Below are 26374 nucleotides of genomic sequence, written 5' to 3'. Positions count from 1 at the left end.
TCGAGCAAAACCAGCTTCCCAAGCCCATCCTCAGCACGCAAACCATCACAACATTCGATGCTTTTCCCGATTTTGGCAAAAAACGTCGAATGTTGTGATGGTTTGAGGCGAGGTGAGGAGCATGGAGGGACCAAAGCATCGTGCTCGAACGGGCTAATCCAGCTCTTTTAAGCCATGCGCTAGCTGCCAGTACTCGCCGCGCTGGGCGAGCAATTCCTCATGGGTGCCGCGCTCGATGATGCGGCCGTGCTCGAGGACCATGATCGCATCGGCGTCGCGGACGGTGGACAGGCGGTGCGCAATCATAAATGTGGTGCGGCCGCGCATGATGCGGTCCATGCCGCGCTCGATGAGCTTTTCGGTGCGCGTGTCGATGGAGCTTGTTGCCTCGTCCAGGATAAGCACCGGCGGGTCGGCCACGGCCACGCGCGCGATGGCGAGCAACTGGCGCTGGCCCTGAGACAAGTTGGCGCCATCGGCCGTGACCGGCGTGTCGTAGCCTTGCGGCAGGCGACGGATAAACGAGTCGGCGCAGGCGGCCTCGGCGGCGGCACGCACCTCCTCGTCGGTCGCGTCGAGCTTGCCAAAGCGGATGTTCTGCGCAATGGTGCCGCTAAACAGGTGCGTATCCTGCAGCACAATGCCGAGCGACCCGCGCAAGCTGGCCTTGGCAATGTGCTTGACGTCGATGCCGTCGTACGTGATCTCACCATCATCGACCTCGTAGAAGCGGTTGATGAGGTTAGTGGTGGTCGTCTTTCCGGCGCCCGTCGAGCCAACAAAGGCGATCTTTTGCCCCGGCTTGGCGAACAGGTTGAGGTCCGTGAGCACGCGCGTTCCCGGCACGTAGGAAAAGTCCACGGCATGGAAGCGCACGTCGCCGGCAAGCGGGACTAAGCCGCACGTGAGCTCGGTACCGTCAGCAGCCACCGCGCGGCCCGACTCATCAACGGCTGTCACTTCATGCAGATGCCCGTACGAGCCCACACCCTGGCCCTCGGGAATCTTCCACGCCCACGCGGCATCGCCCGTCTGCACCAGCTCCACGCAGCCCTCGTCCACCTCGGGCTTAAGGTCCATGGCGGCAAACAGGCGCTCGGCGCCGGCCAACGCATTGAGCAAGAAGTTGCCGAGCTGCGTAAACTGGTTGATGGGCATGGCGGCCTGGCGCACAAAGACCAGATAGCTTGCAAGTGCGCCTACGTCGGCGAGCCCCTTGATGCAGAGCATGCCGCCCGCCACGGCGACGATGGCATAGTTGACGTAGCCAATCACGACGGTCATGGGCACCATGGAGTTGGCATAGCTCACGGCGGCGGTGCCGGTGCGGCGAAGCTCATCGTTGCGGCAGGTGAAGCCGGCGACATTCGCTGCCTCGCGGTTAAAGACCTTGATGACCTTTTGGCCCGAGACCATCTCTTCGATATATCCGTCCAGGTCGCCAAGCGATGCCTGCTGGGCGGCAAAGAAACGCTTAGAGCGCGCGCCCGAGTAGCGCGCATACAGCACAATGGCCGCATCGCACACGAGCGTGATAATCGTGAGCTGCCAGTTAAGGATGATAAGCATAGCCGTAGTGCCCACAACCTGAATGGCGGCCTGAATCACGTTGGCAAAGCTGTTGTTGAGCGCCTCGGAGACGGTGTCGACGTCGTTGGTGAAAAAGCTCATGATGTCGCCCGAGCGCGTGCTGTCGAAGTAGCTCAGCGGCAGCTTCTGGATGTGCGCGAACAGGTCGCGACGAATATCGGACACCACGCGTTGGGCCGCGCGCACCATGATCTGTGAGTAGCCCAGGGCCGAGAGCACGCCCGCGGCGTAAATGATCGCCGTCAGGATGACCTGCTTGGCGAGCAGCTCCTCCCCGCCCGTGGCCAAACCGTTAACGATGGGGCGCACCATGTAGGTGCCGGCGAGGCTCGCGATGGCGGCAACGGAGGCGAGCACGCCCACCGCGAGCAACGAGAACTTGGCATGCCCCATGTAGGAGAACAAGCGGCGCACCGTGCGCTTGAGGTCGGCCGGGCGTGCTTGGGCCGCGGTCTTAGGCATGGCGCTCACCCCCTTCCAAGGTCGATCCGCTGGGGGCGAAGGAAAACGGATCATTCGCGCGGTCATCGTCGCTGCCGTCGCCGGCGTCAGCGTTCCCCGCAAACTCCATCTGCGAGGCGTAAATCTCCTGGTAGATACTATCGCCCGCCAGCAGCTCCTCATGCGTGCCCACGCCGTGGACACGACCGTCGTCCAACACCACAATGCGATCGGCATCCATGACGCTCGCGATGCGCTGGGCGATGATGAGCACGGTCGTATCGGGAATCCGAGCGATGTGCTCGCGAATCTTAGCGTCGGTCGTCATATCGACCGCGCTGGTCGAATCGTCAAAGATGAGCACACGCGGATGCTTGAGCAGCGTGCGCGCGATGCACAGGCGTTGCTTCTGGCCGCCCGAAACACCAGCCCCGCCTTGGCCCAACTCGCCGTCCAGCCCGCCGATGCGATCAAGGAACTCGTCCACGCACGCCGCGCGGCAAGCCGCGAGGAGCTCATCGTCCGACGCCTGCGGATTGCCCCACTGCAGGTTCTCGCGCACGGTGCCCGTGAACAGCACGTTCTTTTGCAGCACAATTCCCACCGCGTCGCGCAAGGTAGCCAGGTCGTAGTCGCGCACGTCGCGTCCGCCCACAAGCACGGCGCCCTCGGTGGTGTCGTACAGGCGCGCAATCAGCTGCACAAGCGAGCTCTTGCCCGAACCCGTGCCGCCTAGGATGCCCACCGTCGAGCCGCTCTCGATGCGAAGGTCGATATGCTCGAGCACATCCTCGGCTGCATCCGCGCGGTATTTAAAGGATACGTCGCGAAACTCGATACTGCCGTCCGCTGGCGCCGCAGTCGCGAGGTCTCCCACAGGGTTGGCGATAAAGGGCTCCTCATCGAGCACCTCTGCGATACGGCCCACACTCGTAAGAGCGCGCGTGAGCAGCAAAAACACGTTGGAAATCATCATGAGCGAGTTCATAATCAGCAGCACGTAGCTCATAAAGCCCGTGAGCGAGCCCACGCCCAAGCGACCTTCGATGATCATGCGGCCGCCAATCCACAGGATCGAGAGCGCAGCCACGTACATCGAGAGCTGGAACACCGGCAGGTTGAGCACGGCAGTACCGAAGGTCTTGGTCGCCGTGCCGGCGAGCTCGGTATTGGCGGTGTCGAACTTGTCGCACTCGTGCTCGGCGCGCACGTAAGCCTTCACGGCGCGCACGGCGGTAAGGTCCTCTTGCACCACGCCGTTGAGGTGGTCCATCGAGGTCTGGAGTTGGCGGTAGAGCGGGCTCACGCGCACGGTAATGATGCCGAGTACGATGGCGAGCATCGGCAGAATGACGGCAAAGACCGCCGCGAGCTCGCGCGAGAGCGCAAAAGCGTAGACGAGGCCCATGACCAGATTTACCGGCCCGCGCACCATGGGGCGAAAGCCGTTACCTACGGCGTTTTGAATCACGGTGATGTCGGTGGTCATGCGAGTGACGAGCGAGCTGGCGTCGTAGTTGTCCAGATTGCCAAAAGCGAGCGTCTGGATCTTGCGATACTCGGCCTCGCGCAGGTTAGCGCCCAGCCCCGAGGCGACGCGAGCAGACGTGCGTGCATAGCCCAAGCCAAGTACCAGTGAACATGCGGCGCATACCAACATATACGTGCCCTGCAACAGCATGTAGTTGATGTCGCCCGCGGGCACGCCCACATCGATGATATTTGCCATGATGACCGGGATAAACAGCTCGAGCGCCGTCTCGGCAGTCACAAAGAACACGCCGAGCATGGCATCGCGGCGGTATGCCCCCAGATAGGAAAACAAAATCTTGAGATTGCGCACGCAGGTTCATCCCCCATCAAACGTTGTTCGCAAACCCACGTATTATGGCGCGCCGTGCGGCGGTGTCAAGTGTTCCGAAATCGATTTCTGCAAGGCTAGTGCAGGCGCCATGCTCACAGGGCGCACGTCCGTATTCAATTAGAAATGAACGCGAGCGTGACTTTTTTCTCCCCGCCGCCAACACAAACCTTGACTCTACAATCGTTGTAGGGTTTTCACTACACTGGTACGTAAACAGACCAAGCCAGAAAGCCCCGCCCATGGAACACGACCTCACACGCGGCAATGTCCTTAAGACCATCGCGGTCTTTGCCCTGCCCTATATGCTCTCGTACTTTTTGCAGATGCTCTACGGCATGGCCGACCTGTACATGATGGGGCAGTTTAGCGGCGCTGCCGGCATCACCGCCGTGGGCAATGGCGCGCAGACGCTCTATATCATTACCGTGACGCTCGTGGGCCTGGCCATGGGAACGACGGTCATCGTCGGCCACGCCGTGGGTTCGCGCCGCTTTGACCGCGCCGAGGCCGCCATCGGCAACACGATCACGCTGTTTATGGGCGTCTCGGTGGTGCTGGCCGCCGTCTTGCTCGCGCTGTGCCCGCAGATCGTGGCACTCATTGGCACGCCGGCCGAGGCGGTCGAAGGCACCGCCGCCTACCTGCGCATCTGCTTTGTCGGCATTCCGTTTATCGCCGCGTACAACATCCTCTCGGCCATCTTTCGCGGCTTGGGCGATTCGCGCTCGCCCATGTACGTGATCGGCGTGGCATGCATCATCAACATCGCACTCGATTTTCTTTTTATCGGCCACATGGGGCTCGGCCCCGTGGGCGCGGCGCTCGGCACGGTAACCGCCCAGACGGCAAGCGTTGCCCTCGCGCTCGTGTGGCTCAAAAGCCGTCGCACGAACATCCACGTTAAGCGCAGCGACCTGCGCCCCCAGCCCGAGGTTCTCGGCAGCATTCTTAAGATCGGCGTGCCTGTGGCTGTGCAGGACGGCTGCATCCAGGTGGCGTTTATGTTTATCACCGTCATCGCCAACCACCGAGGACTCGTCGACGCCGCCGCCGTAGGCCTGGTCGAGAAGATGATCAGCTTTTTGTTCATTGTGCCGAGCTCCATGGGTGCCACCGTCAGCGCGCTCACGGCGCAAAACGCCGGCGCGGGCAAGGGCGACCGCGCACGTCAGGTGCTCAAAGACGCCATGACGATCTCGGTGGTGTACGGCTGCCTGATCACAGCGCTGATGTGGCTGGTGGCACCGGCGTTTATCGGCTTTTTTGCCAAGGACGCTGCAGTAGTCGCCGCCGGCACCGGCTATATGCACAGCTACATTTTCGACGCGATTTTTGCCGGCATCCACATTTGCTTTAGCGGCTTTTTCGCTGCGTATGGCAAGAGCTACATCGGCTTTGCGCACAACGTGCTGGCCGTTGTGCTCATTCGCGTGCCGGGCGCATGGCTGCTGTCGAACGCCTATCCCGATACGCTGTTCCCCATGGGCATCGCCTCGCCGTGCGGGTCCATTTTGTCGGCGGCCATCTGCGTGATTGCCTTTACCGTGCTCAACCGCCGCGGAACTTTTGACAAGCTGGTGGCGTAGCGAGGCGACGCGAGCCTGGCGCCCCTCCCCCGGCTCTATTGAAAGGAGCGTTCCTATGGCCGACTCGCCAACTGAACATACCGAGGGCCTGCTCCGCATTGGCGAGGTGGCGCGCCTGTTTAACCTGAGCGTGGGCACGTTGCGCCATTACGAGCAGATGGGCCTACTGGACCCGGCGCACATCGATCCGGCGAGTGGGTACCGCTACTACGGATCGCGGCAGCTCTCCACCCTCAACACCATCAGCCACCTGCGTGTTCTGGACCTGCCGCTGGCACAGATCCGCGAGTTTGTGACCACGCGCGATGTGGACCTCATGCAGCGTCAGCTGGCTCAGCAGCAGGAACTCATCGAGCGCAAGCGCCGCGAGCTGGAACGCGTATCGCGCAAGATCGACAACCGGCTTGCTCTGCTGCACGATGCCTTGAGCACCGAGCTCGATACCATCCGCGAAATCGATGCGCCCGAGCTTCGCTGCGCCGTGTTGCGCGAACGCGTCAACCCTACCGACGCCTATGCGCTGGAGTGGCAGATTCGTCAACTGCAGAAGGGCCAGCACGAGACCTTTGTCTTTCTGGGCAACTTGGGCGTCGGGATTGGCGCCGAGCGCCTCGCCGCCGGCGACTTTGATGGCTACGACGAGGTCTTCCTGCTGCTCGATGACACCGATGAGTACTTGGGCGATGTTGAGACGCGACCTGCCGCGCGCTGCCTGACCATAAGCTTCCGCGGCACGCACGGGCAGGCAGCCCCACGCTACGAACAGCTGCTGAGCTATATGCACGAACACGGCCTGACACCGGCCGGCCCCTCGCGCGAGATCGCCCTCATCGACGACATCATCAGCGACGACCCAGCGACCTACGTGACGCAAATCACGGTGCCCGTTTCCCCGTCCAAATAAAATCCGCCCGAAAGGCATCATGCTTCCGGGCGGTTCTTACTAATCGTCATCCAGCAACTCAAATCGATTTCTAGATATCACCAATGCGGCATAATCTTGGCTTTGGTGAAAAACATGGGCAATCACAACGTCCTCGTTATCGTAGTAATAAAGCATTACATAAGAATTAATGAGGCAAGCATGGTAACCAAGCACTGCGAGCTCGGGTAACTTCGATAAGCCGTAGTCAACTACACCACTTTGAAGAAGCTGGAGCTGACTACGGTATTTATCAAGAAAGTGCCGGGCAGTAAAAATACCATGCCCCAATAGATAATCAACGATATCGTCAACTTCTTGTTCAGCTGTAGGCAGAATCTTGACGTTATAGGCCATATTTTGCCTCAAGGTCATCGAGAGCCTCAAAGGCATCACGTGCCGCGCCAGCAGCACGTTCCCGTTCGGCCACAGCTATACGAGCCATCAGACGAGCCTTAGCCTGTTCCTGAACCATGAGGTCGTAGTCCTCGGATCGAAGTACAACAAATTTGCTATAGCCATTTTTTGTAACAGTCACTGGACCAGCAGTAGTTTCAACGAGCTCCGAGAATTTCGCGGTGTCCCGCATGTCTTTAATTGGAACGCAAACGGGCATGTTCAACTCCAATCATAATTATGTACATAATTATGAAGTATAGCTCAACTAACGAGCGTCGGCTATAGGAGAACTACCACGCCGGGACAATCCCCGATATGGCAGTTTTACTCCTCGGGAATCGGAAACGCACGGATGAACTCTGCGGGCGAGAAGGTCTTGATGGTCGAGCGCACAAAAGCGGCTCGATCGCGCGTGATGATAAAGTCCGCACCGGCACGCTCGGCCATCGCACGAATACAGCCATCCTCAAAATCCGGCTCATCGGAATAGGCGGAGGTAAAACAAGCTCCTTGGTCGAGAGGCTCTAGCGAGTAGCTCTTAAGGCAGTCGCGCACCACCTCGCGTGCGCGCGCCTCGCCGGCCTGTTTAGTGAGAATGTAGTACGCGTCCTTGAGAGAGCAGGCCGAAACAACACCCTCGATAAGCCCCACGTCAACAAGCCCCTTGATGGTTTGCGCCGCCCCATGCTCCGGCCGACCCGGAAGCACGCAATCGAGCAGAAAATTGGTATCGAGAAATGCCCTCATAGGTAGCGCTCCCTCGCGACGCGCTTTTCGTCTTCAACCGTCATCGTATCGAGCGGCGTTCCCTTTGGCATTTTGGCTACGGTATCGAGATACTCCTGGTAGTCCTCATCCTCCGCGAGCATCTCGCGGATCTCCTTCCAGGTAATCTTGGGATGCCACATCGTACCCACATCGCGCTTGGGCTTGCCCGTGCCGCACGCCGGCTTTGCGCCCCCACGCTCCTGGGCGGCGTCATATTCCACTGCAACCGGGACTTGATAGTCGAGCGGCACAATCTTGAACAACGGCTTGCTCCGCTTGAAGACCACAACCTCCTCGCCCTCATTGGCAACCTTTTCGGCCACCTGTGTAAGGTTCTGGCGCAGCTCCGAAAACGCGACGGTAACCATAACGGCTCCTCTCAACATGTATCTCCACTGCTCAGTATACACGTTAATGTTAATGTTAACGTATATGAAAATCATCACAATGGGATCAATCCACCATTGCGAAACCCTCTGCTTTGTATGAATCTTCTATCGCTCCGGAACGACACCGCTCCGCAGGATCACCCTCAGCAAGCTACGTGGCGAAGATCATGCCACCTGCCACCACACCCAAATAAAAACCTCCCGGAAAGCGTTTCCGGGAGGTTTTCTAATTTGATTATCGATGTCTTAAGCCTGGGGCACCTGACCAGTCGCCAAGATCCGCTCGAGTGCGTCCTCGTCCAGCACGGGTACGCCCAGCTGCTCGGCCTTGGCGAGCTTGGAGCCCGCTTTGGGGCCAGCGACCAGATAGCTCGTCTTCTTTGAAACACTGCCCGAAACCTTGGCGCCGAGTACCTTGAGCGCCGCACCCGCCTCGTCGCGCGTGCGATTGACGAGCGTGCCGGTGAGCACGAAGGTCAGACCCGCGAGCGGCTGTGCATCGGCGAGCTCGCCCGCCACGCCGGCATCGGCTGCGGCCTGTGCATGTGCGGCTCCCAAGTCGACCTCGAGCGACAGGCCCGCCTGACGCAGGCGCTCTAGCACGGCGAGGTTCTCGGGCACGGCCAGGAACTGCTTGACACTCGCCGCAATCTTGGGACCGATGCCCTCACACTCGGCGATGTCCTCTTCGCTCGCCAAGATGAGCTTGTCGATCGACAGGAATCGCTCGGCGATGACCTCGCCCACGCTCTTGCCCACATGGCGGATGCCCAGGGCAAACAGCACGCGACCGAGCGGCTGGCTCTTGGACTTGTTGAGCTCGGCGATGATTTTCTCGGCCGTCTTGAGGCCCACCGGAATGGGATCGCCCTTCTTGACGCCCTTTTTGCTGTTGGAGCTGGCGTACACGCGGCCCGTGTCCAGACCTGCGATGTCGTCGACCGTGAGCTGATAGAAGTCCGCGACGTCGTGGATCAGACCGGCGGCGATCATCTTGTCGACGATCTCGTCGCCCAAGCCGTCCACGTCCATGCAGCCGCGGCTCACCCAGTGGAGCAGGCGCTCTTTGAGCTGTGCGGGGCAGTCGATGGACACGCAACGGTAGGCCGCCTCGCCGTCCTCGTGGACCACGGGGCTGCCGCACACGGGGCAGACCTCGGGCATGTGCCAGTCAACGCTGTCGGCCGGGCGCTTGTCGAGCACCGGGCCCACGACCTCGGGGATTACGTCGCCTGCCTTGTGCACGATGATAGTGTCGCCCTCGCGCACGTTTTTGCGGCGGATCTCGTCGATGTTGTGCAACGTGGCGCGCGCGATGGTGGAGCCCGCGACTGTCACCGGGTCAAACTCGGCGACCGGCGTGAGTACGCCCGTGCGGCCTACCTGGATGCGAATCTCGCGCAGAACGGTCTGTTTTTCCTCGGGCGGGAACTTAAAGGCAATGGCCCAACGCGGTGCGCGGGCGGTAAAGCCCAGGTCGAGCTGCTGTTGGAAGCTGTCGACCTTTACGACCACGCCGTCGATGTCGTAGTCCAGGTCGCCGCGATGCTCGAGCGCTTGGGCGCAAAACTCGTGAACCTCGGCTGGCGTGGCGCAGCGGGCCACGTTGGGGTTGACGCTAAATCCGGCGCTGCGCAGCCAGTCGAGAAATTCGCGCTGGCTGTGAACGTGCAGCGGATCGGTATCGGCGATGGCGTAGATAAAGGTGGCCAGGTCGCGGCGCGCCGTGACCTTGGGGTCCTTTTGGCGCAGGCTGCCGGCGGCGGCGTTGCGCGGGTTGGCGAAGGGGTCGCGGCCCTCGGCATCGGCCTCTTCATTCAGACGTACAAAGCTGCCCTTGGGCATATAGACCTCGCCGCGCACCTCGATGGTGCGCTCGCGGTCGGCACCCATGTGGGCGAGCGCCGGCTCGGACAGGTGCATGGGCACATCCTTGATGGTGCGCACGTTGAGCGACACGTCCTCGCCCGTGGTACCGTCGCCACGTGTGGCGGCGCGCACAAAGGTGCCGTTTTGATAGGTAAGCGCCACACCCAGACCGTCGATCTTAAGCTCGCAGGTATAGGTGACGCTACCGGCACCGAGCGCATCCTCGGTTCGTTGGAGCCACGCGTCGAGTTCGTCCAGATCCATGGCATCGTCCATGGAATACATGCGCGCCATGTGCGTGACCGGCGTAAACTGCTCGCTCACGTAGCCGCCCACGCGCTGGGTATAGCTGTCGGACGTCACCAGGTCGGGGTAGGTCGCCTCGATTTCCTGCAGTTCAACGAGCATTTTGTCAAAGGCGGCGTCCGTGATCTCGGGCGCATCGAGCATGTAGTAGCGATAGGCGTGGTAGTCGAGCTCATGGCGCAGCTCGGCCGCGCGCGCTGCCGCCTGGGCACGGGCATCGGCCGGTGCGGCGGTATCCGTGCTCGCGGGCGTTTCGGTATCGATGTCCACACCGTCACCAAACAGGCTCGATTGCTCCATAGCGGCACTCCTTCGCTCGATTTCAAACGGATACTAGAGTACCACCGGTCACCATGGGGTCGAATAACCCTTTCGAACCGCACCGAATCGGCAGCCGACGGACCGGGGTGGATCGCGCGATCAAACCATATCCTTGCCATTTCTAAATGATCTGTTTCCCCGTCCCCAACGGATCAACAAGAAAAGAGGGACTGTCCCACGTTGATGGGACAGCCCCTCTGGCTTCGATATGTGCGATACGGCTCGCTAGTAACCCTGACCGTAGCCTTGACCCTGCTGGCCCAGCAGCTCCTCCAGATACTGGCGCAACTGCTCGTCAGTAATGCCGCCGTTGCCGGTGTCGGTCGCGCTGTCGTCCTGCTGCTGGCTCTGCAGTTCCTCGTCGGAGCCCAGCTCGACGGTAACCTTTTTCTCTTCCTTGCCGCGCACGAGCGTGATCTCGACCTTCTCGCCCACCTCGTGGCTGCGCAGCGCGATGATCAGGCCATCGGCGCTCGTAATCTCATCGTCGCCCAGCTTGGTAATGACATCGCCCTCTTGGATGCCGGCCTTGGCGGCAGGACCGTCCTCGACGACACTTGCCACATACGCGCCGCTATCGGTGCTCAGCTTGTTAGTGCGGGCGTTGAGCGCGTTGACGCTCGAAAGCGTGGCGCCCAGATACGGATGGACCGGCGTCTTGCCGTCGATGATCTGGTCGGCAATGTTCTTGGCGTAGTTGACCGGAATGGCAAAGCCTACGCCCGAGCTGGAGCCCGAGTAGCTCTCGATGAGCGAGTTGATACCCACGAGCTCGCCGTTGTCGTTGACAAGCGCGCCGCCGGAGTTGCCCGGGTTGATGGCGGCATCGGTCTGGATCATGTTAGCGTAGATGGTGTTGCCGCTGGTAGAGCTCATGGCCGTGGAGCGATAGAGCGCCGACACGATACCCGTGGAGACAGACTGCTCGTTACCGAACGGCGAGCCGATGGCCATAACCCACTCGCCCACGTTGAGCTTGGAGGAATCACCAATCTCGATCGGCGTGAGCTTGGAGGCATCGGCGTCCTTGAGCTTGATGACGGCCAGGTCGCTCGAGGCGTCGTTGCCCACGAACTCGGCCTCATAGGTGGTGCCGTCGTCCATGGTCACCACGTACTGGTCATAGCCGTCGACCACATGGTTGTTGGTGAGGATATGGCCCTCGGTATCGAGCACAACGCCCGAACCGACGCTGCCCGAACCATCCGACTCGTCGGCAGACTGCGAAAGCGAGCCATTCTGGCTGCCGCTCGAAGTGGCGGTGATGGAAACGACGGAGGGCAACGCCTTGGCAGAGACGGCCTCGGCCAGCGTGGTGTCCTCGGAGTCGATGGTGATCTTTTGCGTCGAAGAACCCGAAGCACCCGCCGTCACGGCATTCTTGCCGCCACCGATATTGAGCGTGCCACTCATAATGAGTGCGATGACCAGCAGGGCTCCGCAGGCACAGCCGGCGAGTGCCGTAATAAAGATCGGCAGCTTTTTGGTCTTGGTCTTGACCACCGTGTGCTTGTTTACAACCTGCTGGCCGCCTAGCGGCTTGCCGGTCTGCGTGTCGTAGGCCTGCACGTAGGGAATGTTGCTGTCGGCAGGCGTCGACTCCACCTGCACGCGCGGTTGCTGCTGCGTCTCGCCGGCGTGACCCGCATCCTGGGGACGCTGGGAATCGTTCTCGCTCATAGCTGCGATCCTTTCGTCTAATAACCAAAGGCCCGCCAAACATGTGGCGGGCCATCATTGTTCACGTTGAGTTGTACCCCAATATGCGGGTAAACGTGTATGAGAACGCAATCTTTTAGGAAGGCTTAAGTTCTGCTGCAGGCCCAAAAGGACCCGGCCTACGGCAAAACCACCACAAAGGTGCCTGTCCCCTTTGTGGTGGAAATCTAGTCCTTAAACAGATAGCCCACGCCGCGGACGGTGGTGATGTGTGCCGCGATCTGCGGGCCCACCTTGGAGCGGATGCGTCGGATGTGCACGTCGACGGTACGGGTGCCGCCGCAGTACTCAAAGCCCCACACGCGGTGCAGCAACACCTCGCGGCTGTAGGCACGGTTGGGGTGCGTCGCCAAAAAGCTCAGCAGCGAGTACTCCATCAGCGTCAGGTCGATGGGCTCGTTATCGAGCGTCACCTGGTAGGTGGCCAGGTTGATCTCAAGGTTATCGATGTTGAGCACATCGTCGGCGGTGACGGTCTCCTCCTCGCCCATCAGGCGCTGTGCGCGAGCCTTAAGCTCGTTGGGCGTTGCCGTGGGGCACACAAAGTCGGCATGCGAATGGCTCGGCAGGCGCAGGGTGCCGAGCGCCTCGTCGTCGACGATCACCAGCATGGGAACGCCGCCGCGGTCGTCGAGCCACTTGGCAATCTGATCGATACGATCGCTGCGGATGCCATCGGAGTCGAGAATCAGCAGGTCAAAGTCGTGCGCTGCAGTCGGCGAATCGGGGGTAGCCAGGCTCACCTCGACACCCAGGGTGGTCGTCAAGCTGCGGGCAAACTCGTGGAAGCGCGTCGTGCGCGCCATGAACAGGGCACTCTTTTCGGACATATCGGCCTCCAAAGAAATGAGCTCAATCGTACTGGAACAAGCCAGCGCGATTAGGAGTTCGCCAGATAGTGCTTGATCTCCCACTGGGTGATCGTGGACTCAAACTTATGCCACTCGTCGCGCTTCTTTTTGAGGAAGAAGCTGTGGATGTGCTCGCCGAGGGCATCCTTCATAAACTGCGAGTCCTCAAAGACGTCGAGCGCCTCTTTGAGCGAGCGCGGCAGCGGCGTATAACCGGCCTCGAGCATCTGACGATCGGTGAGCTTGAGCGTCTCGGCCGTGGCCTCGGGCGGGAGCTCCAGCTTGCGCTCGATGCCGTCGAGACCGGCGGCCAGCGTGACGGCGTTGACTAGGTACGGGTTGGCCATGGGGTCGGGGCTGCGAAGCTCGATACGCGTGGACAGCTGCTTGCCGGGCTTGTAGACCGGGATGCGAACCATGCTCGCGCGGTTGCGCAGGCCCCAAGTGGCGTACTGCGGTACGGAGTCGCCGCCTGTGGTGATGCGCTTGTACGAGTTGACGGTGGGGTTGGTGATGGCGCTGATCTCACGGGCATGCGCCAAGATGCCAGCCATGTAGTGCTTGGCGACGTCGGAGAGATGGTACCTCTCGTCGTCCTCGCCCCAAAAGACGTTGTTGCCGTCGTGGTCGAACAGCGACTGGCACAAGAACATGGCGCTGCCGTCCTCGCCCGCCAGCGGCTTAGGCATAAAGGAGGCATGGCAGCCGCTCTCATAGGCCTGCTGCTTAATGATGAGCTTTGCCGTGGTGATGGCATCGGACATGCTCAGGGCCTCGGCGTGGCGCAGGCTCATGCCGTGCTGCGAGCGACCGGCGGCGTGGAAGGTGTACTCCACGGGCACGGACATCTTCTCGAGCGTGAGGACCGTGTTGCGGCGCAGGTCGCGGGCGGCGTCGCTCACCGAAAGGTCGAAGTAGCCCACGTTGTCGAGCGGCTCGGGCGTATGCTCGTCGGGGAAGTAGTAATACTCCAGCTCGGCACCGACGTTGAGCAGGTAGCCGGCCTTCTCGGCCTTGTGGAACATGCGGCGCAGCGCATCGCGCGGGTCACCGGCGAAGGGCTTGCGATCGGGAGTGCATACGTCGCAGAACACGCGGGCGACACCGTTATGGCTCGGGCGCCACGGCAGGATCTGGAAGGTCGAGGCATCGGGAAACGCGAGCATGTCGGCTTCCTCGGGTGTGGCAAAGCCCTCGATGGCCGAGCCGTCAAAGCCAATGCCCTCCTCAAAAGCGACCTCGAGGTCCTCGGGGCTGATGGCAAAGTTCTTGAGGCGGCCGAGAATGTCGACAAACCACAGACGCACAAAGCGGATGTCACGTTGCTCTACGGAGCGGAGTACGTAATCGATGTTCTGCTGGTTCATGTCGCTCCCCTTTCTTACGGGCGGGTTTCGACTGTTCTATATCGCAGATACTATCGCAGAAAAATGTTTCCGCAGGGTTAAAGCACATCGCCGCTCAAAAAAACGTGCGCGTACAGGCAGGTATGACAAGTAACTACCGCTCAGATTCGGAGACAATTTGCCTACAGGCTCGTTCCAGCGCAGGGAACTCCATCGTCACTGCATCCCAAACAACCGAGCGATCGACATTGCCGTAATCATGCGCAAGATAATTTCTCATGCCGATGATTCCACGCCATTCAATTTCGGGATGAAGCCGCTGCGAACGTTCCGACAACTTGCCTGCTTCTTCCGTCACCCTAAGCGCACACATCAAAAGGGAGTCCGCCAATGCCCTCGTCCGCACATCATTCGCGTGCAGAAACTGGTCTTCAGTGATATCAAAGGCCTTGATGCGCTCGTTCGTTTCAGAGATGGCTTCCAAGACCTCTTGGGCACGGAGGCTGTCCGACTTACGCGCGATCATAAATGACCACTCCTTCGTGCTCGATTACTGCGGCGAAATCGTCATCAAGATAATCACTCGAAACGAGGTCAACCTGTTTCCCGGTTTCTTTGCGCACCGCCTCACCAAACGCCGACAATGCGAAAAGACCAAAACCCTGGTCACGATCGACTTTGATACGCAAGTCGATATCGCTGTCGGCACGTGCCTCGCCACGGGCATACGAACCAAAAAGAATCACGGTTTTGATGGCGGAAATCGGGCTGGCTGCCTCGCGTACGGCGGACTCAATCTGGGCAGTATCCAAAATGCCCGCCGCGACGCTTTCGCTCACAGCGCTTTTTCCGAGTGAAGGAACAAACGGCAGCGAGCGCTCGCGCAACATCTGCCTCATAAACATATTGACCGCAACAGACGAAGTCATGCCAAGCTCTTCGCACAGCTCGGCAAATGAATCTTTAATTGATGAGTCCACTCGCACACTCAGCACAGATGCAGCCATGGATACCTCCTGTATGACATTGTCTATACATTATCACACAGTCTAGCGCGAGGTCGAGGCGCGGTGTTCGATGTGACCGAGAACCTCGATGCGTTTGGGCGCCAGCTTTGCGGCCTCGCCCACCGTGGTGGTGACAACGTCGATGCGCTCGGACAGGCGCTCGACCACGCGCTCGGCAATGGTAAGGGTGTCTTGCGCGGCCGTGGTCACACCGCCAAAGAGCACATGGTTCCAGGGATAATCGTCAAACGTCGCGATCTTAAGCCCCGCCGGCAGCGAGGGACCAAGCTGCGCCAACGCCTCGGTCAGGCGCAGGAAGACCAGGCCGTTGACGGCAATGAGGCCGAGCTTTTTGCCGGCATAGTCACGCATGGTCTCGTCCAAGCGACCAACGCCCGTGGCACCGCCATCGGCCAAGGTGACAACCTCGCCGGCAAGGCCGCGTCGCGACAGCTCGTCGGTAAAGGCCTCGGCGCGCTCGCGACGCACGGGGCTATCGTCGCTTGCCTCGGTGAGCAGGCACAGGCGCTCGCTGCCCGCAGCGGCCAGGGCGTCTACCAACCCGGCGACCAGCTCACGGTTGTTAGATGTCACCAGATCGACACCACCGTCGGCAACATCGCGGTCGAGCAGCACAACGGGCAGACGTCCCGCTGCCGCGGCGATCGCCTCGTCATTGCCTCCGCAGGTGTTGACGACCAGGCCGTCCACGCCGGCATCGATAAGCCTGGTGAGCGACTCCGCTTCCTTAGCGGGGTCGTTGCCGCTAATGGCCGTCATGAGCGAGCAGCCGCGCGCGGCGGCGCTGGCGGAAAGCCCTTCGAGCATGGCGCTCGAGAACGGGTTGGCGATGTCGGCCAGGATCACGCCGATGAGGTTGGTGCGTGAGCTGCGCAGATTGCGCGCGGCGGCACGCGGGCGATAGCCGGTGCGCTCGATAACCGCCGCGATGCGAGCACGGGTTTCCTCGGTCATTTGCCCGGGGCGGTTGTTGAGATAGCGCGAGACCGTGGCCGGGCTCACGCCCGCCTCGGCGGCAATGTCCTTGATTCTCATCTGCGCCATAACGCACCCCGTTTCCCATTTGTCGGCGGTCTGAGCCATTTTAGGCATTTTTTTAAAAATCTCGGTTGCAAAACGCTGTAGGTGAGCAGCATCGTTTTTGCGTCTCGAGCAGATGCGATGATGGGCTAGATATTCGAGTCTTTAGGCAGCTCAAAATAGTCGGGATGTAAGGCGATAACCGGGCCCTGCTCCTCGGGCATCAGGTGCAAGTGCGTCTCTGCCAGATAGCTCGCCGCGTCGGTATCGCCCCTCTTAATGGCCTCGAGAATCCGGCGATGCTGCCGACGAATCGGCTCCCAATCCAGATCCTGCGACACCATACGCAACCAGTTGTATCGCTCAAAATGCGTGTTGATGCTCTTCATCCAATCCCACAACATGTGACGACCGGCAATCTCAAAACATGTCTCATGGAACAGGTTGTCCAGATCGAAAAAGCGACGCGTTTCGCTATGGTCGAGCGACTCGGACTCGGCAAGAATCTGCTCGAGCCGCTGCTTTTGCTCGGGCGCAGCAGCCGAACAGCATTTAATGAGCACGCTTCGCTCGAGTTTCTCGCGCAAGAAGCAGGCGTTCTCGGCGCGCTCCATGCTGATCTTAGAGACGTAGGTGCCGCTTTTGGGACGCGTTTCCACCAGCTCCTGCTCACGCAGGCGCACAAAGGACTCGCGAATGGGCGTGCGCCCGATTCCCGTCTCCTTTTCCAGACCAATCGCCGAAAGGCGCGTGCCGGGCTTGAGCTCGGCATAGATGATCTTGGAGCGCAATGCGTTGTATGCCTGGTCTTGCAGGCTCTGATTATGCTGGTGTTGTTCCATAAAGCCCTCGGATGAAGCTCACGGTTTGTCGAATTTCACCACGTAATACTATCGCATCGACACGCCCCGGCTCCCAATCAGTCTTTTTGGGACGGGGCTCTTTTAGCTACCCTGGCCCGCAGATCGGCCCCCCTGTCACAAAAGTGGCCCATCTACTACGTTAACACGGATAGCCTCGGCCATACCGAAAACCGTGAAAACAAAACCGCAGGTAGACAGCTTGTCGATTTTCGAAAAAGCCGACTATGGTTGACCCCTGCGGCTTAAACGTAGTAGATAGGCCCTTTTCGTGGCGCAGCACTACTGCACCCCAAATTGGTACCTCGAGCCTGTTATAAGTTGCTGTGAAATACGGACGGTTGATAATCAAGGCGCGCTATACGGCGTGCTATATCTCACTATACTTTGCTGTACGTCGCTATACTTTGCTATAACTTGACAATAATCGGCCCGTTACCATCCGGGATATAACGGACCCCAAGCCAACGCTGGCTTGGGGTCCGTCTTGTACCATGGCTCTTTTTGACTATGAGCGCTCGTATTTCGTGGCCCGCCCGGTTCCCTGCCTTACGATTGCATTCCGTTCAAGCAGAGATTCGAGTGCCGCCAACGTCCGCATGCGGCTCAGCCCCGTCTGTTTTTCAATCTCGCTTCGCGACATAATTCGACCGCCCGACAAGGCTTTGAGAACCTGGACCTCTTCCTCGGACCCTTCAAGGGCATCGGTAACGGGCAATGTGACGGCCACCATGCCGCCGCGAACATCAAAAATTGGTTGATTGACCGAATCGCGATAGGCACGTCTAATGCGCGCGATTCCCGTACCAAATTTCTCGATGTAATCCAGCTTTAAGAAGGCCTCTGCAACGATGGGGTTTCTGAGCACGGATATCTGCCCATACAGGTATTGTTCCGTCGTCAAACCGGCGGGCAGCGATCCAGGAGAGGTCACAACGACGCGATCATCGTACAGGGCAATTTGAACGTTCGCTCGAACGTCCCACGTCCGATGCACCAAAGCATTTGCGACAGCTTCGCGAAACGCCTCGAGAGGAATTCGATCGGTTTGGACGCGCTCCATCCCTTCGATACGCTCATAACGGTAGTAGCGTGCAAACATAGCTACCGCCCTGTCCACCTGCTCAATTGCGGATACATTTGTCGCCGCTTCGCGATCCAAGATCACATCCTCGGTATCACCAAAACGGACGCAATCGATGCCCGGAAAATCATTCTTATCCGCCAAAATCGCCGCAGCGTTGGTATAGCCGTCCTTGCCGAGCAAGCGAAGCGTGCGCATAATATCCGACGTTAGTTCAGAAATGCCGAGATGTTCAACACACTTATGCTCGAGCGTATGAAAACTCAAGTCCTGGCGAGCCGACGTGAGCGCGTCGAACGTTACGTTGCTGCCTTCGAGCGTCAGCCTGCCATACTCAAACCGGTCGACCTCCACTGTTGCCGAATCGTTTCGCCTGTAGGCCTTTCCCTTGCTTCGATAGGGTTTGTCCTGGCCCTCATAAACCGTAAGGATTACGGTCCCGTGTTTCTCATCGGGCTCGAGCGTGTAACGGGGAGCGGGGTCCAAGCTGTCATTAATCATGTTCTCGATGCGGAGACACTCTGCGACCGGATCCGCAAGGCCGACAGCCACGCCCTCGTCATCAACGCCAAACTCAATCTTGCCCGTCCCGTAGTTTGCATAGGCACTCACCGTTTTAAGAAACGTCGGCGTAACGCTTTCCTTATATTCGACTGTAGGGCTCTCTCTAACAACCATATGCACAACCTCTTCGTTTCGTACTATTCATGACCGTATTATAAGACGAAAACCGTTTGCGTACTGATTTATCCAAGACGTAAACGGTTTTCGTCTTGATTTGCGTACGGAATTAAGACGCATAATTTCGCTTTCGTATGGCTCAATATCGGACGCAGACTGTTTTCGCCTGTCAATACATCTGCAATCCAAACGAAACGAGCCCCGAGCTCGCATGAACTCGGGGCTCTTTGTGCCGCACATCTATGAGAGGAGCAATTCGATGCGTACGGGCGCTACTCCATGAAGCCGCCCTGGGATGGCGGCAACCTCGTCGAGGAGACCATCCGCACTCACCGTGGCGTGGCCGACGCCATCGCCGTGCGCAACCCCACCGTAGCGCACGACGCGATGTATTTGCATCTGGTGTACAACCGCAACATGATTGCGGAAGTCGCACAGACAAAAGGCATTTAAGGCTCGACAATGATCTTTCTTTGATAAAACGCAAGCGGCGGCCGTCCCAAAACGGGGCGGCCGCCGTGTTTTGCTATCGACTGGCGCAATGGAATCAGGTTTACATGCATCAACTTGGTGCAAACTAACCTGACTCCCATGCACCAAGGGAGCGACTAGAGCTCGCAGGCAACCTTGTAGCCATCGCCAATGGCGTCGCGGATATTGCCGCACTTATTGGCGTCGCCCAGCACGTGGACAGCAACGCCAGCGGCGGCAAGGTCGTCGGCCAACTTGGTGTTGGGACGATAGCCCATGGCAAGCACCAGCGTATCGGCATCGGCGATGGTGTGGACCTCGCCATCCTTCTCGTAGCTGATGGCATCCTCGGTAATCTCGGTCACCTTGGCCTCGGTCAGCACGTGGACGCCCTTGGAGAGCATGCGCGTGATGAGCACCGCGCGACCGGCACCGCCCTCATTGGCGGCGAGCGTCTTGGTCATCTCGATGACGGTGACATCGCGATTGGCCGGCGACAGGTCATTGACCAGCGGAGCCAGGTAATCGGCCGTCTCGCAGCCGACGGTGCCGCCGCCCACGATGACGATCTTCTTGCCCGGGAAAGCCTTGCCACCCAGCAGGTCATCGGCCGTCATAACCTGCTTAAAGCCCTGCATGAAGGCCGGAGCGATGGGCTCGGCGCCATAAGCCAGGACGACCTCGTAGCCCGCGTAGTCACGCTGAATGTCCTCGGCCGAAAGCTCGGTACCAAAGACGCACTTCACGCCCGCCTCAGCAAGACGGCGATACTGATACTTGATCACGCGGGTGAGTTCCTGCTTTGCCGGCGGAACGGCTGCGATACGCATCTCGCCGCCCGGCTCATCCTGCTTATCCACGAGCACCACGTTATGGCCGCGCTTGGCGGCGATGTAGGCTGCCTCCATGCCCGCAGGACCGGCACCCACAACCAGCACGTTCTTGGCCTTGGCGGCAGGCTCGTAGCCAGCCTCGTCGCGCTCCACGTCCGGGTTGACGGTGCAGGAGATGCGCTTGCCAAACATAATGCCGTTCAGGCAGCGCAGGCAGCCAATGCAGGGGCGGATGTCGTCAGCGTTGCCGGCAGCGGCCTTGTTGCAGAACTCGGCATCGCACAGATTGGCGCGGCCCATCATGCAGATGTCGGCAGCGCCGTCCTCGATCAGCTCCTCGGCAATCCAGGCCTCGTTGATGCGGCCGACCGTGGCGACGGGAATGTTAACGTGCTTTTTGATCTCGCGCGAGCAGGCAGCGTGCGAGGCCTGCTGGGTACCGGCGGCGGGAATCGCAGAACCGCGTTTGATGGTGGTGCCGCCCGACACGTGAATCATGTCGACGCCGGCCTTCTCCAGGCGACGCGAGACGTAGATCATGTCGTTGAGGGTCAGGCCGCCATCGGTGTACTCATCACCCGAGATGCGAACGTCGATGATAAAGTCCTTGCCGCAGCGCTCGCGAATCTCGGCGATGACCTCGAGCAGGAAGCGCATGCGGGCGTCGAGCGAGCCGCCGTACTCATCGGTACGCTTGTTATAGAGCGGAGTCAAAAAGCCGCCGAGCATACCGTGGGCGTGCGCCGCATGGACCTCGACGCCATCGACGCCAGCCTTCTGCATACGCACGGCAGCGTCGCCAAACTGATGCGTGAGCTCGTGGATCTCATCCACCGTAATGGGGCGCGGCGCCTCGCGGGCATAGGACGGGCCCACAAAGGACGGAGCGATCAGGCGCGGCGTGCCCGGAATGTTAAAGGCCATGTAGGCGGGATGGAAGAGCTGCGGCATGATCTTGCAGCCATACTCGTGGACGGCCGCGGCGAGTTTTTCCCAGCCGGGGATAAACGTGTCGTCGTAGCAGCACATGTCACCCGGCAGATAGGTATAGGTAGGCTCGACCGTCACGACCTCGGTGATGATAAGGCCAACGCCGCCCTTGGCGCGGGCACGGTAGTGGTCGACCAGATCGTCGGTCACATAGCCATGATCGGCCAGGTTCGTGGACACCGGCGGCATAAAGACGCGGTTCTTGACCTCGGTCGTACCGACCTTGATCGGGCTAAAGAGCATCGAATAGGCGGAGGACTCCATACAGGCTTCCTTTCGTTTGAGCCGCTCGGCGGCAGTTGCTAACGTACCTATCGTATCAGTATCCGCCGCATTCGCACTCGCTCGCACTCCCCACCTTCAATCCCGACCCTCACAAAAAAGTTGCGGTGGAATACGGAGTAGATGAGGCTTTTGACAGGCAAAACAGTCCGTATTTCACCGCAACTGATGGGCGGGGTGGACTTGAGGGCTCAGATAGTCAGTCATGCCCTCATCCGCCACTCCCTCACCTACAGCGCGCCGTCCAGCATAAGGTTCACCTTGAGCACGTTGACCGTGGGCTCGCCGAACACGCCGAGGAAACGGCCCTTGGTGCACGCGGCAATGATGTCGCGCACCTCGTCCTCACTTTTGCCCGTGGCCTTGGCAAGGCGCGGGACCTGGTACTCGGCGGCATCGGGAGAGATCTCGGGGTCGAGCCCTGAGCCGGAACACGTCACCAGGTCGACGGGCACAGCGTCCATATCGGCATCGGGGTTGGCGGCGCGGATCTTCTTCACGCGCGCATCCACAAGCTGCCGATACTCCTCACTCGCCGGGGACAGGTTGGATGGGGCACCATACGCCATGAGCTCGCCATCTTCGCCTTCGAAAATTGACACGTTCTGGATGCGGCCCCACATGTGGTCCTCATCCTCGAAGTTCTGGCCGATGAGCTCGGAACCCACAACCTTGCCGTCGACCGTAATGAGCGAACCGTTCGCCTGATACGGGAACGCAACCTGGGCAATGCCGGTCACGACAAGCGTATAGCCCAGGCCGCAGACAACGGTAAACAGCGCGAACACGCCCAGTGCGCGCGATGCAACACCTTTGAACATACAAACCTCCACTTACATAATGCCGCAGAACGCGAGCAGCATGTCGATGAGCTTGATGAATACGAACGGGGCAACGATGCCGCCCAGACCCCACACGAGCAGGTTGTGGATCAGCAGCTGTCCGGACGGTACCTCGCGGTACTTAACGCCCTTCAGCGCGGCCGGGATCAGCGCGACGATAACGAGCGCGTTATAGATGATGGCCGAAAGAACCGCGGACAGCGGGCTTGCCAGACCGAGGATGTTGAGCGCGCCAAGGCCCGGGTAGATCGGCGAGAACAGGGCCGGGATGATAGCGAAGTACTTCGCCATGTCGTTGGCCACCGAGAAGGTCGTGAGCGAACCGCGGGTCATGAGCAGCTGCTTGCCGATACGCACAACCTCGATGAGCTTGGTAGGGCTGGAGTCGAGGTCGACCATGTTGCCGGCCTCCTTGGCAGCCTGGGTGCCCGTGTTCATGGCCACGGCGACGTCGGCCTGGGCCAGAGCGGGCGCGTCGTTGGTGCCGTCGCCGGTCATGGCGACCAGGTGCCCCTCACGCTGGAACTCGCGGATCTTCTCGAGCTTGCCCTCGGGCGTCGCTTCGGCCAGAAAGTCGTCCACACCGGCCTCGGCGGCGATGGCGGCGGCCGTCAGCGGATTATCACCCGTCACCATGATGGTCTTGATGCCCATCTTGCGCAGGTCGGCGAACTTCTCCTTAACGCCGGACTTGATGATGTCCTTGAGGTACACAACGCCCAGCACGCGGCAGTTCTTGGTCACGACCAGCGGGGTTCCGCCGGCCTTGGCGATGCGCTCGACGGCCTCGTCGCACTCCTTTGAGAACACGCCGCCGGCTGCCTCCACATAGGTGCGCACGGAATCGGCAGCGCCCTTGCGGATCTCATTGCCCTCGTAGTTCACGCCGGACATACGCGTTGCCGCGGTGAACGGGATGAACTCCATACCCTTATCCTCGAGCGTGCGGCCGCGCAGACCGAACTGCTCCTTGGCGAGCACGACGATGGAACGGCCTTCGGGGGTCTCGTCGGCCAGCGAGGAAAGCTGGGCGGCATCGGCCAGCTCCGCGGGATCGACGCCGTCGACCGGGATGAACTCGGCGGCTTGGCGGTTGCCCAGAGTGATGGTGCCGGTCTTGTCGAGCATGAGGATGTCGACGTCGCCGGCGGCCTCGATGGCGCGGCCGGACATGGCCAGCACGTTGGCCTCGTTCAGACGGCTCATGCCAGCGATGCCGATGGCGGACAGAAGGGCGCCGATGGTAGTGGGAGCCAGGCACACGAGCAGTGCCACGAGCGTGGTCACGGCCGTGGGGTTGACCATGTCGTTAAGACCGGCCGAGAAGCAGGAGTAACAATACAGGGCCAGCGTGACCAGGATAAAGACGATGGAGAGGGCCACCAGGAAGATCTCCAGAGCGATCTCGTTAGGGGTCTTCTTGCGCGCGGCACCCTCGACCATCGCGATCATCTTGTCCAGGAAGCTCTGGCCGGGCTCACTGGAAATCTTGACGATGATCCAATCGGACAGCACCGTGGTACCGCCGGTAACGGCAGAGCGGTCGCCGCCGGCCTCGCGGACCACGGGGGCGGACTCGCCGGTGATGGCGGACTCGTCAACGGAGGCAGCGCCCTCGATGACGTCGCCATCGCCGGGAATCTGCTCGCCGGCGCGTACGATCACCAGGTCGCCGCGCGTAAGCTCGGTGCCGGGAACGACGGTGAAGTGTTCCTTGTCCTTAACGGACTCGATGCGATGGGCCTCGACATCCTTCTTGGCCGCACGCAGGGAATCGGCCTGAGCCTTACCGCGGCCCTCGGCAAGCGCCTCGGCGAAGTTCGAGAACAGGTCGGTGAGCCACAGGATGACCGCGATGGCGACCACATAGTAGGTGGGCACACCCGCGTCCTGCACACCGAAGATGGAAGCGACGGCCAGGACGGAGGTCATGACGGCGGAAAGCCACACCAGGAACATGACCGGGTTTTGAATCTGGACGCGAGGATCCAGTTTGGCAAACGAGTCGCGGACCGCGCGGCCCATCATGTCTTTTTGCATAGCCATAAATCTGCGTCCTCCTTTACGCAATCATCTGGAAGAACTCGGCAACGGGGCCAAGCGCCAGGGCCGGGAAGAAGCTCAGGGCACCGATCAGCAGAACGATGAACACGAGCAGGAATACGAACATGCCGTTTGTGGTAGACAGGGTACCGGCGCTCTCGGCGACCTTACCCTTCTTGGCCAGCGAGCCGGCGATAGCCAGCGTACCGATGATGGGCATGAAGCGGGCGAACAGCATCTCGAGGCCGAGCATGACGTTGATCCAGGGAATGTTGCAGTTCATGCCTGCAAACGCCGAGCCGTTGTTGCCGCCGCATGAGGTGAAGGCATACAGCGCCTCGGAGAAGCCGTGCGCGCCACCATTGTTGAGCTGGTCGGCAAGACCGGGCACCATGCAGGCGATGGCCGAGCACACCAGAATGGCAAACGGAGTTGCCAGGCACAGGACAACTGCCCAGCGCATCTCGCCCGGCTCGATCTTCTTGCCCAGGAACTCAGGCGTGCGTCCGACCATGAGGCCGGCGATGAACACTGCGAGGATGGCGAAGCCGATCATGCCGTACAGGCCGCAGCCCACGCCGCCGAAGACGACCTCGCCCAGAGCAATCTGGAGCATCTGGACAAAACCGCCCAGCGGAGTGTAGGAGTCGTGCATGGAGTTAACCGAGCCGTTGGAAGCAGCCGTCGTGAAAGCGGACCAGGTAGAAGAGGAGGCGATACCGAAACGGCTCTCCTTGCCCTCCATGTTGCCGCCGGCCTGGCCGTCGGTCATCTCGATATTGACCGCTCCGCCATCGGCCAGCTGCGGGGTGCCCGCATGCTCGTTGACGGCAATGATGCCGGTGAAGATCACCAGCAGGATGAACATGGCGGCAAAGATGGCCTTGCCCTGCTTGGTGTTCTTGACGCCGATACCGAAGGTGAAGCAGCAGGCGGCCGGGATCAGCAGCAGGCTGGTCATCTCGATGATGTTGGTGAAGGCACTGGGGTTCTCATACGGATGAGCGGAGTTCACGCCGAAGAAGCCGCCGCCGTTGGTGCCGGACTGCTTGATGGCGACCTGAGGAGCCGCGGGACCCTGGGGCAGGAACTGCTCGGTGACCACGCGCGCGCCCTCGACAACCTTGCCGTCGACCTTGACCGTGTCGCCCTCGATCTGGGCGCCGTCGATGACGCTCCAGCCGCCGTCTGCATTAGGCTGGACAGCGACGGGCTCTACGAGCTCGGCCTTCTGAGCCGGCTGGAAGTTAGAGATGACGCCACCGGCAGCCAGGCAGATGCCGAACACGAGGTTCAGCGGGATGAGCACATACAGGACGGTGCGGGTGAGGTCGACCCAGAAGGAACCCAGACCCTGCTCCTTGACCTGACGGAAACCGCGGATGAGCGCGAACATGACCGCGATACCGGTGCCAGCGGACAAGAAGTTTTGCACGGTGAGGCCCATGAACTGCACAAGATAGGACAGGGTGGTCTCACCGGAGTAGGACTGCCAGTTGGTGTTGGTTATGAAGGAAGCAGCCGTATTGAACGACAGGTCCCATGGCACACCCGGCAGGTGCTGGGGATTGCCTGGCAAGAAGGACTGAAGCGCCTGGAGTGCCACAAGAGCCACGAGGCCGATCCCCGAAAAGACCAGCACGCTCGCCAGATAGCGCCTACACCCCATCTGTTCTGCCGCGTCAATGCGAAGCAGACGATAGACGCCGCGCTCCACAGGAGCAATCACAGGCGACAGGAACGTATGCTCACCATCCATGATATGGGCCATGAACCGACCGAGCGGAACGGCCAGGACGACGAGCACGGCAAAGTACAAGATGTACTGAATCGCAGCGTCCATAGTTTACGAATCACTCCTCATCAGAA

At 60.3% G+C, this 26374-nt stretch carries 22 protein-coding genes; 3 read left to right on the top strand and 19 right to left on the bottom strand.

The window, feature by feature from the left end:
* Window positions 1-153: 153 nt before the first annotated feature.
* Both ACEXKH_RS01530 and ACEXKH_RS01525 read right to left on the bottom strand, forming a co-directional pair.
* Window positions 154-2052, bottom strand: a complete 1899-nt coding sequence (locus ACEXKH_RS01530) for an ABC transporter ATP-binding protein (protein WP_373572825.1) — start codon at window positions 2050-2052, stop codon at window positions 154-156.
* Window positions 2045-3820, bottom strand: coding sequence for an ABC transporter ATP-binding protein (locus ACEXKH_RS01525; RefSeq protein WP_445012650.1), 1776 nt, complete (start codon window positions 3818-3820; stop codon window positions 2045-2047). Before ACEXKH_RS01525 ends, ACEXKH_RS01530 begins: the two co-directional genes overlap by 8 nt.
* Window positions 3821-4134: 314 nt before the next feature.
* Here ACEXKH_RS01525 and ACEXKH_RS01520 point away from each other — a divergent pair, with 314 nt between their 5' ends.
* Together ACEXKH_RS01520 and ACEXKH_RS01515 are read left to right on the top strand one after the other, a co-directional pair.
* A complete protein-coding gene (locus ACEXKH_RS01520; RefSeq protein WP_373572823.1) occupies window positions 4135-5481 on the top strand; it encodes an MATE family efflux transporter in 1347 nt (448 codons plus the stop codon).
* A 55-nt stretch (window positions 5482-5536) separates the two neighbouring features.
* Entirely contained in the window at window positions 5537-6385 is an 849-nt protein-coding gene (locus tag ACEXKH_RS01515; RefSeq protein WP_373572822.1) for a MerR family transcriptional regulator, read from the top strand.
* 39 nt (window positions 6386-6424) lie between these two features.
* On the opposite strand, the gene ACEXKH_RS01510 is transcribed toward ACEXKH_RS01515, so the two are convergent.
* The 13 genes from ACEXKH_RS01510 to ACEXKH_RS01450 form a co-directional block, all read right to left on the bottom strand.
* Entirely contained in the window at window positions 6425-6760 is a 336-nt protein-coding gene (locus ACEXKH_RS01510; protein ID WP_373572821.1) for a type II toxin-antitoxin system RelE/ParE family toxin, read from the bottom strand.
* A complete protein-coding gene (locus ACEXKH_RS01505) occupies window positions 6750-7019 on the bottom strand; it encodes a type II toxin-antitoxin system prevent-host-death family antitoxin (protein ID WP_373572820.1) in 270 nt (89 codons plus the stop codon). Before ACEXKH_RS01505 ends, ACEXKH_RS01510 begins: the two co-directional genes overlap by 11 nt.
* 107 nt (window positions 7020-7126) lie before the next feature.
* Window positions 7127-7549 (bottom strand): PIN domain-containing protein, encoded by a 423-nt coding sequence (locus tag ACEXKH_RS01500; protein ID WP_373572819.1) that lies wholly within the window; start codon window positions 7547-7549, stop codon window positions 7127-7129.
* Complete coding sequence (locus ACEXKH_RS01495) at window positions 7546-7938, bottom strand: type II toxin-antitoxin system Phd/YefM family antitoxin (RefSeq protein WP_373572818.1); 393 nt, start codon at window positions 7936-7938, stop codon at window positions 7546-7548. The genes ACEXKH_RS01500 and ACEXKH_RS01495 overlap by 4 nt, the downstream gene beginning before the upstream one ends.
* A 267-nt stretch (window positions 7939-8205) precedes the next feature.
* The gene (ligA, locus tag ACEXKH_RS01490) at window positions 8206-10434 is read right to left on the bottom strand and encodes an NAD-dependent DNA ligase LigA (RefSeq protein WP_373572817.1); all 2229 of its coding nucleotides are present in this window, start codon (window positions 10432-10434) and stop codon (window positions 8206-8208) included.
* A 246-nt stretch (window positions 10435-10680) separates the two neighbouring features.
* Window positions 10681-12135, bottom strand: a complete 1455-nt coding sequence (locus tag ACEXKH_RS01485; RefSeq protein WP_373572816.1) for a S1C family serine protease — start codon at window positions 12133-12135, stop codon at window positions 10681-10683.
* A gap of 206 nt (window positions 12136-12341) precedes the next feature.
* Window positions 12342-13004: a response regulator transcription factor gene (locus ACEXKH_RS01480; protein ID WP_373572815.1), complete on the bottom strand. Its 663-nt coding sequence runs from the start codon at window positions 13002-13004 to the stop codon at window positions 12342-12344.
* Between the two features lie 50 nt (window positions 13005-13054).
* Window positions 13055-14392 carry a glutamine synthetase family protein gene (locus ACEXKH_RS01475; protein ID WP_373572814.1) on the bottom strand — a complete coding sequence of 446 codons (1338 nt, stop codon included), beginning with the start codon at window positions 14390-14392 and terminating at the stop codon, window positions 13055-13057.
* Between the two features lie 133 nt (window positions 14393-14525).
* The gene (locus ACEXKH_RS01470; RefSeq protein WP_195621797.1) at window positions 14526-14897 is read right to left on the bottom strand and encodes a HepT-like ribonuclease domain-containing protein; all 372 of its coding nucleotides are present in this window, start codon (window positions 14895-14897) and stop codon (window positions 14526-14528) included.
* The gene (locus ACEXKH_RS01465) at window positions 14884-15378 is read right to left on the bottom strand and encodes a type II toxin-antitoxin system RelB/DinJ family antitoxin (RefSeq protein WP_373572813.1); all 495 of its coding nucleotides are present in this window, start codon (window positions 15376-15378) and stop codon (window positions 14884-14886) included. Before ACEXKH_RS01465 ends, ACEXKH_RS01470 begins: the two co-directional genes overlap by 14 nt.
* 42 nt (window positions 15379-15420) lie before the next feature.
* Entirely contained in the window at window positions 15421-16443 is a 1023-nt protein-coding gene (locus tag ACEXKH_RS01460; protein ID WP_373572812.1) for a LacI family DNA-binding transcriptional regulator, read from the bottom strand.
* Between the two features lie 125 nt (window positions 16444-16568).
* On the bottom strand, window positions 16569-17261 hold the full coding sequence (locus tag ACEXKH_RS01455) for a GntR family transcriptional regulator (RefSeq protein ID WP_373572811.1): 693 nt from the start codon (window positions 17259-17261) through the stop codon (window positions 16569-16571).
* 526 nt (window positions 17262-17787) lie between these two features.
* Window positions 17788-19041 (bottom strand): ATP-binding protein, encoded by a 1254-nt coding sequence (locus tag ACEXKH_RS01450; protein WP_373572810.1) that lies wholly within the window; start codon window positions 19039-19041, stop codon window positions 17788-17790.
* Window positions 19042-19323: 282 nt separating this feature from the next.
* Here ACEXKH_RS01450 and ACEXKH_RS01445 point away from each other — a divergent pair, with 282 nt between their 5' ends.
* A complete protein-coding gene (locus tag ACEXKH_RS01445) occupies window positions 19324-19497 on the top strand; it encodes a hypothetical protein (RefSeq protein WP_373572809.1) in 174 nt (57 codons plus the stop codon).
* A gap of 155 nt (window positions 19498-19652) precedes the next feature.
* On the opposite strand, the gene ACEXKH_RS01440 is transcribed toward ACEXKH_RS01445, so the two are convergent.
* The 4 genes from ACEXKH_RS01440 to kdpA form a co-directional block, all read right to left on the bottom strand.
* On the bottom strand, window positions 19653-21602 hold the full coding sequence (locus tag ACEXKH_RS01440) for an NAD(P)/FAD-dependent oxidoreductase (RefSeq protein ID WP_373572808.1): 1950 nt from the start codon (window positions 21600-21602) through the stop codon (window positions 19653-19655).
* Between the two features lie 248 nt (window positions 21603-21850).
* Entirely contained in the window at window positions 21851-22441 is a 591-nt protein-coding gene (gene kdpC / locus ACEXKH_RS01435; protein ID WP_161115485.1) for a potassium-transporting ATPase subunit KdpC, read from the bottom strand.
* 12 nt (window positions 22442-22453) lie between these two features.
* Window positions 22454-24508, bottom strand: coding sequence for a potassium-transporting ATPase subunit KdpB (kdpB, locus tag ACEXKH_RS01430; protein ID WP_373572807.1), 2055 nt, complete (start codon window positions 24506-24508; stop codon window positions 22454-22456).
* A gap of 16 nt (window positions 24509-24524) precedes the next feature.
* Entirely contained in the window at window positions 24525-26348 is a 1824-nt protein-coding gene (kdpA, locus tag ACEXKH_RS01425) for a potassium-transporting ATPase subunit KdpA (protein WP_373572806.1), read from the bottom strand.
* Window positions 26349-26374: the final 26 nt, after the last annotated feature.

The sequence above is a fragment of the Collinsella aerofaciens ATCC 25986 genome (assembly GCF_964259375.1).
Taxonomy (GTDB): Bacteria; Actinomycetota; Coriobacteriia; order Coriobacteriales; family Coriobacteriaceae; genus Collinsella; species Collinsella aerofaciens_BO.
This window is presented reverse-complemented; position numbering and strand designations above follow the sequence as displayed.